9 protein-coding genes are annotated in these 12469 nt (G+C 48.9%); 1 reads left to right on the forward strand and 8 read right to left on the reverse strand.

Annotated features, from left to right (window positions below):
• Positions 1-21 precede the first annotated feature (21 nt).
• Positions 22-2637, reverse strand: a complete 2616-nt coding sequence (locus H6G21_RS14430; RefSeq protein ID WP_190574127.1) for an S-layer family protein — start codon at positions 2635-2637, stop codon at positions 22-24.
• A gap of 679 nt (positions 2638-3316) precedes the next feature.
• Between H6G21_RS14430 and H6G21_RS14435 the strand changes: the two genes are divergently transcribed.
• Positions 3317-4975: a solute carrier family 26 protein gene (locus H6G21_RS14435; RefSeq protein WP_199307226.1), complete on the forward strand. Its 1659-nt coding sequence runs from the start codon at positions 3317-3319 to the stop codon at positions 4973-4975.
• A gap of 20 nt (positions 4976-4995) precedes the next feature.
• Here H6G21_RS14435 and H6G21_RS14440 read toward each other — a convergent pair whose 3' ends face one another.
• The 7 genes from H6G21_RS14440 to H6G21_RS14470 all read right to left on the reverse strand — a co-directional run bounded on the left by H6G21_RS14440 (position 4996) and on the right by H6G21_RS14470 (position 12460).
• The gene (locus tag H6G21_RS14440; protein WP_190574129.1) at positions 4996-5736 is read right to left on the reverse strand and encodes a DUF3592 domain-containing protein; all 741 of its coding nucleotides are present in this window, start codon (positions 5734-5736) and stop codon (positions 4996-4998) included.
• 160 nt (positions 5737-5896) lie between these two features.
• A complete protein-coding gene (locus H6G21_RS14445; protein WP_190574130.1) occupies positions 5897-9274 on the reverse strand; it encodes a tetratricopeptide repeat protein in 3378 nt (1125 codons plus the stop codon).
• A 108-nt stretch (positions 9275-9382) separates the two neighbouring features.
• Positions 9383-9739 (reverse strand): type II toxin-antitoxin system VapC family toxin, encoded by a 357-nt coding sequence (locus tag H6G21_RS14450; protein ID WP_199307223.1) that lies wholly within the window; start codon positions 9737-9739, stop codon positions 9383-9385.
• An 87-nt stretch (positions 9740-9826) separates the two neighbouring features.
• On the reverse strand, positions 9827-10186 hold the full coding sequence (locus H6G21_RS14455) for a type II toxin-antitoxin system HicB family antitoxin (protein WP_190574132.1): 360 nt from the start codon (positions 10184-10186) through the stop codon (positions 9827-9829).
• Between the two features lie 224 nt (positions 10187-10410).
• Positions 10411-10596: a hypothetical protein gene (locus tag H6G21_RS14460; protein ID WP_190574133.1), complete on the reverse strand. Its 186-nt coding sequence runs from the start codon at positions 10594-10596 to the stop codon at positions 10411-10413.
• A 315-nt stretch (positions 10597-10911) separates the two neighbouring features.
• Positions 10912-11931 (reverse strand): DUF2278 family protein, encoded by a 1020-nt coding sequence (locus H6G21_RS14465; protein ID WP_190574134.1) that lies wholly within the window; start codon positions 11929-11931, stop codon positions 10912-10914.
• 214 nt (positions 11932-12145) lie between these two features.
• A complete protein-coding gene (locus tag H6G21_RS14470; RefSeq protein ID WP_190574135.1) occupies positions 12146-12460 on the reverse strand; it encodes a hypothetical protein in 315 nt (104 codons plus the stop codon).
• Between the last annotated feature and the right edge of the window lie 9 nt (positions 12461-12469).

Below are 12469 nucleotides of genomic sequence, written 5' to 3' on the forward strand. Positions count from 1 at the left end.
TTGTTTTGCGGGATTTATCCCTTACCCGGCACAGGTGGCGATCGACGCTGCGGGAACGGACGCAGGACTGGCAACTAGTTCGATCGATCCATCATCCTTGCGTTGAAATCCAGAAGCTTGGACTAGGGGCTGTGGTGTTGCCGGAACTTGAGCCACAATTGCTGGACGACTACGATAGGTAGATATATCTCGGAGATCATTCCAGGTATGATCGTACACCACTTGCTGATTGGGATTCTTGGGAATACCACCCCGTCCCGTGGCCACAAATTGACTCCCTTGATTAGCATCACAGCCCGTTGCAATTTTTTGACTCGGATCAGTAACGTTGACGGGGAGTTCTGTTAATCCGGCATTCGGATCAGTGCCGATCGTATTGACTTGCACTGTACCATTCACACCAAATTCGGAACTCGCGGTGATGTCATTTTCGGGAGTTAAGCGATCGCGATACCTCAATCCAAAAATGCCTTGCGTTGTAATATTAATGTTGCCACCCCGACCTTTGTTTGCGTTGGCAATAACATCACTGTTTTCCCAGCCAACTATAATAGGAACATTAAAGCTGAGATTTCCGCCATTAGCAGTTTGCGTAGCATTGGCAGTAATGACACTACCCTGACGCAATAACAAAGTATTAGCCCTAATATCGATATTGCCTTGGCTCCCAGAAGTTGCTTCTGCCCGAAGTTTAGCAGCCTGATTAAGCCGAATCGCATTTGCTTGAATCAAGATATTTCCTGCATCTCCAAGTCCTTGGCCAGTCACAGTAATTTCGCCGCGATCGCTAAGATTCAAGCTCTGGGTCGATACATACACGGATCCTGCATTTCCTGGCCCCGTGGAAGAGGCCGATAGCCCACTTGGGCCTGTAGCATCTAGGGAATATAAAAGACTTTCTGCCGGACTCCGACTCACCCCTGCAATGTTGACTGATTGGGCTTGAATGGCTAGTTTGCCAGACTGACCATAGGTTTCAGTAGAAGTTGAGATTCGTCCTCCATCTAATAAATTGAGGGTGTTGACATTAAATGTAATATCACCACCACTGCCTTTACCCAGACTAATTAATTGCTGGGTGTTGAAATTATAGTTGCCATTGGTAGAGGAGAAGAACCGACTAGATACACCTGTGGAGGAACTGCCTGCGATCGTCACTTCATCAGCATTGACAAAAATATTCCCCGAATCCCCTTCTCCATAGGTTCCAGTACGAATCCCTGGGCCGTTTAAAACTGCAATCTTTCGAACATTAAGGGTAATGTCTCCGCCTCGCCCTGTGGCATATTCTCGGTTACTGGTGGTGATGCCGGTTAAGAAAGCAGGTTCGCCAGTGGCGGTTTCTCCAGTGACATTCAATTGATCCGCAGTGATTCGGATATTGCCCCCGTTTCCTTTGCCCCTTGCACTAGCCCGCAGTTCAGCCCCATCACGAAGATTCACCTCAGTAGCCTCGATCGTAATATCTCCGCCACGCCCTGATGAACCGAGAACCGTATTAGAAGCAAGGGTGCTAATGCTGACCCGTTGTTTGGTGACTGGATGAAGCGCTTCCCCAACAATATCCACTTTACTGGCCTTGACAATGATATTCCCCGAATCACCGGCTCCTATGGCTCTTAAATCAACCACTGCACCATTCGTCATCCGAAAATACGGTGCTTCCAAGGTTACATCTCCACCCTGTGCTGTAGCATTGACTTGGGAGTGGGCTGCAATTGCAGTATTGGCTGAACTGGTTGGAACACCTTGCAGATCGATCGATTCACTGCCCTTTAAGTAGATTCCTTGACCTGATATTGCGCCCGCTGTGTGGGATGCCAGGATTGACCCCTGGGAAAGGGTAATGGCTTTACCCTGCAAAATAATTGGACCACCATAGGTGCCACTGGTGTTGATAGTTGTGGAATTGTTTAAAGTAATGTTGCTAAATTGATTCACATCACGATAATTCAACTGAAAAGGATTACCAGAAAGTCCCAAGTTGTTACCTGGTGCAACGCTACCAATGGCAACATGACCATCCACTACAGTTAGCCTACTTTTGGTCAACGTGACTCCATTGCCCAAGAAGGCCATTGTCTTGCGGGACGGTAATCTGAGCTGACTGCCATTGACTGTAATTGCCGCAGAGGTCTGCCCCATTTGTAACCCGATCGGGGCACTCATGGTTAAGAGCGAGGAACTACTCGGATTTGTTGCGATAAATGTAGTTCCATCTGCAAACTGAACGCTATTGGCGGTTGTGCTAAACAATGATCCGCCAAGGTTAAGGGTTGCATTGGGGCCAAATAGGATGCCGCTCGGATTCAAGAGAAACAAATTGGCAGTTCCATTTGCTTTCAGGAGACCATCAATATTAGAAGCAGCCCCACCTGTAACCCGTGCAAAGATATTCTGCACCGTTAATGCATTGTTGAAAAAGGCAGACCCGCCGGTGGGGACTGAAAATCCACTGAAGCTATGAAATAGGTTGCTTCCGGCCAAGTTACCCTGGTTAATCGTAAAGTTATTGCCACTGGAGGTGACTGTGGTTGATAAGCTTCCATCGGGTACAACCTGAGCGAGTATTGGAGGTGCGCCTAGCATCATCAAGCCGATCGCGAGGGATAGACCATAAGTCAGTTGGCTGTGCATAAACTCAACTCTCCATCAAAGCTGTGTGCGTCAGATTTTTGGACTACATCAAGATAGTTTGCCCTAGGAATACAGTGTGATCATGAGTTAGCAGATTTTGCTGAATATATTTACAGGATTTTGCTGAAATTCGAGCTGAAATCTGGTTGATTTGGCGGATGGTAGGACTACGGATGGGCGATGGTCATTGTTGTAGTAATGGTAGTAATGGCTGTGCCCATGGAGATCTTGAGCCATCAAGTGGGTGAGAGTTGGCCTTCCTAAATCCAATGACCCTGAGCCGTTGAAGCGAGGAATTGATAGGAGATCTGGTGAACATCGATCGCTGTCTAGCTTCACAAGTTACTCAAAATTTTTTCCTAGCCTGTAAATAGAACAGACAACCCCGATCGAAGGGTCTCAGGAGGTCGTTATGACAAGCGTTTGGCTGACCTATGCAATTCCTTGGTTTTTAGTGTATCTAGATGTTGTCGTTATTCTTCTAGCCTGCGGCTGGATCTTGTTTGCGGCTTGGATGGCCCAATAGTTTGAGCCTAGGTGCAGTGGGATGATAGTGTGAATGGAAACCTGTGCTGAGTTGGGATAGCCTGTGGCGAAATCAAATCGTGGGGCAAACTCGAATCCCGTTAAACACACCCTACACCAGGGCTGGCAGACCGCGCGATCGCGATTACCCGGATTGAACCGTCTGCTGGCCTATCAACGATCTTGGTGGCGGGGGGATGTCCTGGCTGGGATCACCGTGGCGGCCTACTTGATTCCCCAGTGCATGGCCTACGGGGAACTGGCGGGTGTGGGCAGTGTGGCTGGGCTGTGGGCGATTCTGCCACCCATGTTAATCTATGCGGTCCTGGGGTCTTCGTCCCAACTGTCGATCGGGCCAGAGTCTACTACAGCCGTAATGACAGCGGCAGCCATTGCCCCCCTGGCGATGGGGAATCCGGCAACGGGAGCGACCTTGGCGGCGGTGATGGCGTTGCTGGTGGGGGGCTTGTGTTTGGTGGGTTACGGGGCGCGGTTGGGCTTTTTAGCCAACCTCCTGTCTAAACCAATCCTAGTGGGGTACATGGCCGGGGTGGCGCTGATTATGATCGTGTCGCAACTGGGCAAAGTGACGGGACTGAAGCTGGAGGCCGAGAGTCTGCTGGGCACCGTCCAGGAATTTTTGACCCATCTGGATGCCGTCCATCCGCCAACGGTTGCTGTGGCAGGAGTGGTTTTAGGATTTTTAATCGTGCTGCAACAGCGCTTTCGGCGTGCGCCGGTGCCGTTGTTGGGCGTGTTGCTGGCCACTGGCATTGTTGCAATCTTTCAGCTCGATCGCCAGGGTGTAGCGGTCGTAGGCGAAATTCCAGCGGGTTTGCCCCATTTTGTGGTGCCGCAATTGATGGTGGGAGATTGGGTCACGTTGTTGGCCTCGGCAGTGGGCATTGCGATCGTCGGCTATTCCGATACGGTGCTGACGGCAAGGGCCTTTGCTGCTCGCAACCGTTACAAAATTGATGCTAATCAGGAATTGTTAGCGTTGGGCGTAGCCAATATAGGCAATGCTGTTTTCCAAGGATTTCCCATTAGCAGTAGCGGTAGTCGAACCTTGATTGGGGATGCGCTGGGGAGTCGATCGCAGGTCTTTTCTCTGGTTGCATTTAGTATTCTTATTTTAGTTTTATTATTCTTTCGGCCTATTTTAGCGCTCTTTCCCAAGGCGGCCTTAGGCTCGATCGTTATTTTTGCTGCGTTACGTTTAATCGATCTTGCGGAGTTCCGTCGGCTGGCCCACTTTCGCCGGACAGAGTTTGTCTTGGCTATCGTGACAACCGTGGGGGTGCTGTTGACCGATCTACTAGTGGGCGTGGGGGTTGCAGTGGCCTTGTCAGTCGTTGATTTGTTTGCGCGTATTGCGCGACCCCATGATGCAATTTTGGGGCGGGTGGAAGGGTTAGCGGGACTGCATGACATTGATGATTGGGAAGGTGCCACAACCATTCCTGGGCTAGTGATTTATCGCTATGATGCGCCGTTATGTTTTGCCAATGTGGAGGATTTTAAACGTCGGGCTTTGGCGGCAGTGGAGGCTGAAGCAATGCCAGTGCAATGGTTTATTCTCAGTACAGAAGCGATCGCGGAAATTGATATTACAGCAGTGGATGCGCTGGCAGAATTACAGGAAGCCTTGCAAGCTAAAAATATTCGATTCGCCCTGGCCAGGGTTAAGCAGGATCTCTACGCTCAGTTACGGCGATCGGAATTGCTGGCACTGATTGGAGCTGACTACATTTTTCCGACGCTGCACACCGCGATCGAACAGTTTTATCAACAGAATGAGATCCGTGAGTAAGTTGTGGAATCGCCTGGATTTTAAAATTCTGAATTTTTAGGGGTGCTGAAGACTTTGCGAATCACTAAGGCAATGATAAAGAAAATACTGCCTAGGAAACCAAAAATTCCAGGAAGAATCCACAGTGCCACCGTGTTGCCAAAGGAATCAATGCGGGCTTGGCTGGGGTGGGCAGGATTGTACAGAATGGTGACTTGTTCGCCTTTTTCGTAGGCTGGTGGCTGGCTGGCTTCACTCATTTCAATCCGATGGGACTGACGATCGGCGGATTGGAAATCCACCACTGGCGCGTAGACCATATAACCCGTAGGGCGACGATTGCGATCGAGGACATTCCGCCCCACGAGGTCAACCACTTGGCCGGATGCTCGTTGTTCTTTGGCAAGGGTTTGTTGATTGCTGTAGGTGGCGATCCCTGCGATCGTGAGGAAACTTACGCCAATGGGGAAGAAGATCCAAAAAATAATCCGTTCAACGGGCCAGGTTTCTGGCTGGCTGGGCTGGGGAACGTGGGACTGTTGCAGATGTGGCCAAAGGGAATCTGAAGGGGGAAAGGGGTCGGCATCGGCAAAGTCAAAATCGTCATCCAGGGCCGTTGGGTTGGCGACCCGCGCCATTAACTTCAGTACTTTTTTGCGATCGTCGTCGTTGGGAATTTCGTCGGGATGGCTGTACTGGATACCGTTCACTTCGATCGACGTGATTTCGTCATTGTTCCAGTTGATGGAAATTTTGGAGTTATGGGGGGACTCTTGGCTCATACAGGCAAATGAGAGGATCGGATTGGCAACAGTGGAGGATCTGGATACTGCCATCTATCTCACACGATCGCAGCCTATGCAGGACGACAATTTTACATTTTTTGATTTTTACAGTGTGTTGATCTTGCTTCTTACCGGACAAAACCTGTGCAACGTCTAATTACAAACTGTTGCCGATGAGAATAAATGGTGCCCAGTAGTAGGGATGGATGAAGGAATTGGGGGGTGGTTGACCTTCGATATCGCGATAAGCACCAGCCCGATCGAGAGCTTTGGCGTCTTTGGCGGTGAGGTTGCCTAGCATGAAATCTTTCTGTACCTGTTGGATGGCTTGGGCTTTGGTCATGCCATTGGCGAGGTGTTTGTAAAACTGTTGCATCATGAGGGCGGTGCTGGCATCGTTGACGTTCCAGAGGGAAGCCATCACGGATTTCACGTCATTTTTCAAGAAGAAGTAGCTAATCCCCGGAATTTCCATACCGTCGCTAGCACGATCGCCCACAGCGGTTTGGCAGGCTGAGAGAACCACCAAATGAATCTTGCTTAAGCCATAGTTGCCTAACTGGTCGATTAACTCCGTGGTTAAATTTTGTCCGCGTCCCGGTACTAGATAGGAATCTTCTGGACGACCTGGTTTGAAGGCTCCATGGGTCGCAAGGTGCAAAATGCGATAGGTGCCCTTGTGGAGATTGGTTTGTAATGCTTCATAGTTAAAGCTGGTGTTGAGAAATTCACGACCGGGGTAGATGCCCTGAAGGTCTTTAGGTTGTTGTGTTCGGGTGATGGCATCCAATTCGGCGGGCACATTGACTAATGGATTTAAGTTGGGGAAGTTGGATGCGCCCATGGCGAGTAGCAGGGGTTGGTTACCTGTGGGTCGGGGTGTTTCTTCCTTGGTATCTGTTTCGCTGGCGGCGGTAATGGTGCTGACGGTGAAGCGTTGAATCAGGTACTGGTTGCCATCGTACAAGGCGGCTAGGGGAAGATAGCGGGTTATACTATCCGGCGCAAAGACGAGGTGTTTGACGATCTCTGGGTTTAATTCTGACTCAAGGGGTTTGATGAGCCATTGGTAGAGCTGCTGGCTGCTGGCTTGGAGGGTTGTTAGATCGCTGGTGGCTACGCCCAGTTGCTCCCGAAAGGTTTTGATGGTTTTAAACAGTTTCTCAGCAGAAACTTGGCTTTCAAAGGGACGGAAGGTGACGCCTCCATCGCCTGTTTTTACGGCCAACAGAAACTGAATTTTGTCTTTGAGAATGAGGGGATAGATCAAGACGGTGCCTGGTTGGGCATTGACGATTTTGCGGGCTTCGGAGTTGAGTTTGGCAGGGGTGAGGGTGCTTGATTCGGTGGAGAAGTGTTTGGCGAGAATGGCGCGTTGCTGTTTGAGTTCCTGAGTGACGACTGTGTAGAGGGTGTCGCGCTGTTTTAGTAGGCTTGGTAAGTTGGAGCAGTTCTCTTTTTCGCAGAGATCGATGGCCTGTGCAAATTTACCCAAGTTGGCAAACTGGTTGAGGATTTGCTTTAAGGCAGCTTCTTCGATTTTGGCTAGACTAATGCCGGGACTATCGATGCCAACACTATCACGGGTGAATTCGCGGAGTTCGTGCAATTTCAGCAGTTCTAGGACAGCTTGGGCTTCAGGCAAACGTCTTTGCTGGATTAGCAGATCAGCCAGGGCGCGATAGGTGCCTGCAACGGATTGGGTGTAGGCTTCTTGGGATTCTCGCGGTAGTTTACGAATGTCCTGCCGAATGGTTTCCCGCACATTCACCGATTGCTTGTAGAATACAATCGCTAACTCTGGATCTTTGCGTTGTGAAAATAAATTACCAAGGTTGCTAAATAATTTTCCTTCACTTTCCCGGTCTTTGACCTGTTGAAGGATGGGTAGTGCTTGCTCATAGTAGGCGATCGCTTTTTCATACTGCGACAGGGAGCCATAGGCATTGCCCAGATTCATTAGCACTTTTGCTTCGCCATTGCGGTCTTTGACTTGTTGATAGATGGGTCGTGCTTGCTCATAGTAAGTGATCGCTTTGTCATACTGAGATAGGGAGCGATAGGCTTCACCCAAATTATTCAGCACTTTTGCTTCGCCATTGCGGTCTCTGACTTGTTGAAAGATGGGTCGCGCTTGCTCATAGTAAGCGATCGCTTTCTCATACTGCGACAGGGAGAGATAGGCATTGCCCAAATTATTCAGCACTTTTGCTTCGCCATTACGGTCTTTGACTTGTTGAAAGATCGGACGCGCTTGCTTATAGTAGGTGATCGCTTTGTCATACTGAGATAGGGAGCGATAGGCTTCACCCAGATTCATCAGCACTTTTGCTTCGCCATTGTGGTCTTTGACTTGTTGAAAGATGGGTAATGCTCGCTCATAGTAAGCAATCGCTTTTTCATACTGGGATAGGGCGGCATAGACATTGCCAAGATTCATCAGCAACAATGCTTCGCCATTACGGTCTTTGACTTGTTGAAAGATGGGTAATGCTCGCTCATAGTAAGCAATCGCTTTTTCATACTGGGACAAGGAGTCATAGGCATTGCCAAGATTCATCAGCAACAATGCTTCGCCATTGCGGTTTTTAACTTGTTGATAGATTAGTTGTGCTTGTTCGTAGTAGGCGATCGCTTTTTCATACTGGGACAGGGAGAGATAAGCAGTGCCAAGATTCATCAGCACTGTTGCTTCGCCATTGCGGTCTTCGACTTGTTGAAAGATCGGACGCGCTTGCTCATAGTAAGTAATCGCTTTTTCATACTGAGATAGGGAGCGATAGGCAGTGCCCAAATTATTCAGCACTTTTGCTTCGCCATTGCGGTCTTTGACTTGTTGAAAGATGGGTAATGCTCGCTCATAGTAAGCGATCGCTTTTTCATACTGGGATAGGGCGGCATAGACATTGCCCAGATTTATCAGCACGTTTGCTTCGCCATTGTGGTCTCTGACTTGTTGATAGATCAGTCGCGCTTGCTCATAGTAAGCGATCGCTTTCTCATACTGGGACAAGGCGCGATAGGCAATGCCCAGATTCATCAGCACGTTTGCTTCGCCATTGTGGTCTCTGACTTGTTGATAGATCAGTCGCGCTTGCTCATAGTAAGCGATCGCTTTCTCATACTGGGACAAGGCGCGATAGGCAATGCCCAGATTATTTAGCACTTTTGCTTCGCCATTGCGGTCTTTGACTTGTTGAAAGATGGGTAATGCTTGCTCTAAATAGGCGATCGCTTTTTCATACTGGGATAGGGAGCGATAGGCAATGCCCAGATTATTCAGCACCTTTGCTTCGCCATTGCGATCGGAAATAGTGCGATACAACTTTAAGGCTTTCTCAAAGGATTGCAGTGCAGCTTCATACTGACTTGTCTGAGCTTGTTGAATACCCTGTTCTCTGAGCCGATCGGCTTCTGCTTTGCGAGGGTCTACCGCCTGCGCCACCGTCTGCGCCCGCACCACCCGCACCACCGGAGCCAGCCCCACCAACCCCAGTACCAATCCCACCACCACGATCGACCTTCCGTACCGCATCTGCCTACTCCTAGGGGATAACCAAGCAGTCAAGTCTCATTCTAGACCGATCGAGCCTATGGAAAATCCTGATACAACACATCGCAATCTACACTTCAGAAGGCGCGATCACAACGACCAATCCTCAATTTGTAAACCTGGAACTTGGCCAAAATCTCGACGATTGCGCGTGACGATTACACCATCGACTGAAAGTACGATCGCGGCAATTCGTAAATCCTGCGTGCCAATCCGCAGCTTCTGTTGCTGGAGATAGCTATATTCTGTAGCAACAGCTTCTGTAAACTCCAAAACCTGCTTATCACAGAAAAAGTTTAATGATTCCTTCAGTTTTTGATAGCCCACGATCAACTGAGCCTGATCCGAAGCTCGACGGATATAATTGAGCCATCCTCGAAGTTGTTCTTCATAGGTCACAACAGTAATTGCTAATTCATTGGGGCGCGTCCTCTGAACATTTTGCACAACTAAAGGATTTCTACGCTGAAATAAAGAAACATGATCCGTATCTAAAACCCAGAGCATTACGTAACCTCACCCATTCATGTTGTCTTACATCAATTCCTCTCTGGAACTATCTAATTCCCGCCGATAAGCATCGATTTCCGTTAACACTTGCTCAAATAGTGGATCATTTTCATACATACCCGCGTACTTCATCCAAGGATGCTCCGTCTCTGGATCAACCTGAATCGGCAGGTTAACATAAATAACTTCCACAGAGGCTAAGCGATCGCTCAAGTTTTTCTGTAAGGCAGCGATCGCGGCTTCCCGACTGGTTCCTTCTGCCCGACACTCCGTCCAGCCAATCACCTGGGCAATCCAGTGTTCCTCCGCCTGTTGTTCAACCAATACAGGGTAGGGAAACGGGGTTGTCTGGCTAGATGAAGCATGAATTACATCCGTCGTCATAGCTACCTCTGCAATGTGAATGTGTTTTCATTTTATTGTGTATTTCTTACCACGGTCTAATCCCAAGTTGATTTGTCAATGCTACAGATCTGATCCCCCTGAGGCCCTGCGCTACGCTATAAAAAAGTAGTAATTGACCAAATTTCCTCTAAATCCCCCTTATTTCTAGCGCAGCGGCGCGTCAGCGCGGGGATTCAGGGGGATCGAGATTTATAGATCGAAGATTAGCCTTCTAGCATAATCTCCCGAGCGGCCACGCGCACGACGGTGGGTTCGCCCCGTTTACGGACGGTTTGACTCCATTCGTGGGCGCTGATGAAGTTGATAACGTGCAAAATGCCAATTGCAGCATCGACGGCATCGGCGTCACCACTCAGTTGTAGCTTGATTTTCTTGGTATAGCGAGTCATAGGTTTTCCTCCAAATGTGAAATCAATGGACGAGGAAAACCCAAAAAGCTAGCCGCCCCGTTTTCTGACATGGCGAAACAGGGCGGCTTGGGGTGCTAAAATGCAATCCAGGCAACCATGCTGGGATCATCAGCTTGGGGGCTTAGCGATCGTTCTGAGGCCCTAATCTCATTGCGATCGCGCTAGTTTTTTGGGCGTATCAGCAGCAAGGGTTGTGTCTCCGATTGCTGCTTAACTATAGCAATGTAGCGGCGATCGTTCTGTCCGTCAACCGTATAGGGGCGTTAAATTTTGTAGCGCGATCGTTCGCAATTCCTAGAAAACGATCGTCCAACCTTGCTTTTGGACTTGGTCTTTGGTGTAAGAAACGCCGTGGATTTTGATGCCTTGGGCATTCAGTAGAGTGATAATGCCACCATCGTTGGAGAGTTGCACATCTTTGCCACTTAAGGGAACTGTGACGGCACTTCCAGCGGCGATCGGTAGATCCGGTAGGGAATACTTGTGTTTCTGTTTATCTGCCAAGGCCCAATCTTTGAGATTGACTTTACTGGGGGACAGATTCATGAGCGTGACCGATTCCTTGCCGGGATCGGCTCCCAAGGGATTAACCAGTGCAGCTACAATTTTCACGGCAACTTCTTCGGGTTGTGGTTCAGGTTTAGGTTCACAGACTTCTTTGATAGCGTTGCCGGTGCGATCGTCGGTGTGGAAACACTGGGACTGGAATGCTAGGAAAATAGCGACCCATTGGCTGCGTGAGGGGTAATGAATCAGCAGGGCTCCATCTTGGTAGACGCCGTTATCCTGCTGAAATTTGCCGACACTGCCTTGGTTCATATGAATGTCATGGATACCGCTACCGGGACGGAAACCGAAGTATTTATCCGGCGTAGAGGGTTCTGGCCCCCAAGCGACACCAAAGGCATAGACCACAGCATCCTCAGCTTGAATGGCCCGTTGAATATACAAGTCAATCAGTTCTTTCAAGTCGTTATCTGGGCCAGGAACATCGGGGGGAAGCAGCTTCATCTCCTCCCGGCGAAACAGGTTGCTGCGAATAAAGTCCAGGGCAAGGCCACCGGGTTTGGAGTCCAGGGTTTGAAATCCCAGCCGGAGGTTAGGTAATTGATCCAAAATGCCATGCTGGAAGCGATCGTTAACGAAATAGAGTAAATCTGAGGGACTTTGTTGGGATTTGACGTTAATGGCAATGCGATGTTTCTTCTCGCCGTCGTCAATTAGGACTTGATAGTGGGGCGAGGGATCACTAGCGGGATCAATTTTACGTTCGATCGCCCGACCTTTTAAAACGCCGTAGTTTGCTAAACTCATGGTCTACAATCTCCTTGAAAAAGTTTACGCTACAATTTGTGTGCATCAATATGATGTGCGTTCTGGGAATCGTCTCTGTGAACCAAGAATGAAAAGCTAGGCTTTCTCCGGTAGTTTCACGAACAACGATCGTCATTACGGAGTTTTCTCATACAGTTTTCTGATGAAGTTCTCTCGTAAAGTGCCTCTCGTAAAGTGCTCTCATGAAGTGCTCTCATGAAGTTTCCTCTTCTCCGGTAGGTTCTGAGCCTGTCTTCAGGGCTGCCCAGTTGTATTGCTCGTTCACTGAGAAATAAACGGGTTTTTCATTTCTCAAAAGATCTAGCATGGGATGTAATTTATCCAATGGCATGAATGCGTTAATAATCCCATTGGGATAAACAATGAAATTTTGTGTTCCAGAATAATCTTCAATGAAGTCAATATATCCACGATATCGATTACTATCATCGGTTAGATAGACTCGAACGGGTTGACTCTTACCTGCAAACGCCATAACTTCGTAGGTTGCGATGGAAAAAGTAATCATTTTGACCTC

This window comes from Alkalinema sp. FACHB-956 (assembly GCF_014697025.1).
Taxonomy (GTDB): Bacteria; Cyanobacteriota; Cyanobacteriia; order Leptolyngbyales; family Leptolyngbyaceae; genus Alkalinema.

What these genes read in the sequence shown, in the direction of transcription:
- H6G21_RS14430 (WP_190574127.1), bottom strand. Translation starts at nt 2,637, where the DNA reads ATGCACAGCCAACTGACTTATGGTCTATCCCTCGCGATCGGCTTGATG.
- H6G21_RS14460 (WP_190574133.1), bottom strand. Translation starts at nt 10,596, where the DNA reads ATGACTCGCTATACCAAGAAAATCAAGCTACAACTGAGTGGTGACGCC.
- H6G21_RS14455 (WP_190574132.1), bottom strand. Translation starts at nt 10,186, where the DNA reads ATGACGACGGATGTAATTCATGCTTCATCTAGCCAGACAACCCCGTTT.
- H6G21_RS14470 (WP_190574135.1), bottom strand. Translation starts at nt 12,460, where the DNA reads ATGATTACTTTTTCCATCGCAACCTACGAAGTTATGGCGTTTGCAGGT.
- H6G21_RS14445 (WP_190574130.1), bottom strand. Translation starts at nt 9,274, where the DNA reads ATGCGGTACGGAAGGTCGATCGTGGTGGTGGGATTGGTACTGGGGTTG.
- H6G21_RS14465 (WP_190574134.1), bottom strand. Translation starts at nt 11,931, where the DNA reads ATGAGTTTAGCAAACTACGGCGTTTTAAAAGGTCGGGCGATCGAACGT.
- H6G21_RS14440 (WP_190574129.1), bottom strand. Translation starts at nt 5,736, where the DNA reads ATGAGCCAAGAGTCCCCCCATAACTCCAAAATTTCCATCAACTGGAAC.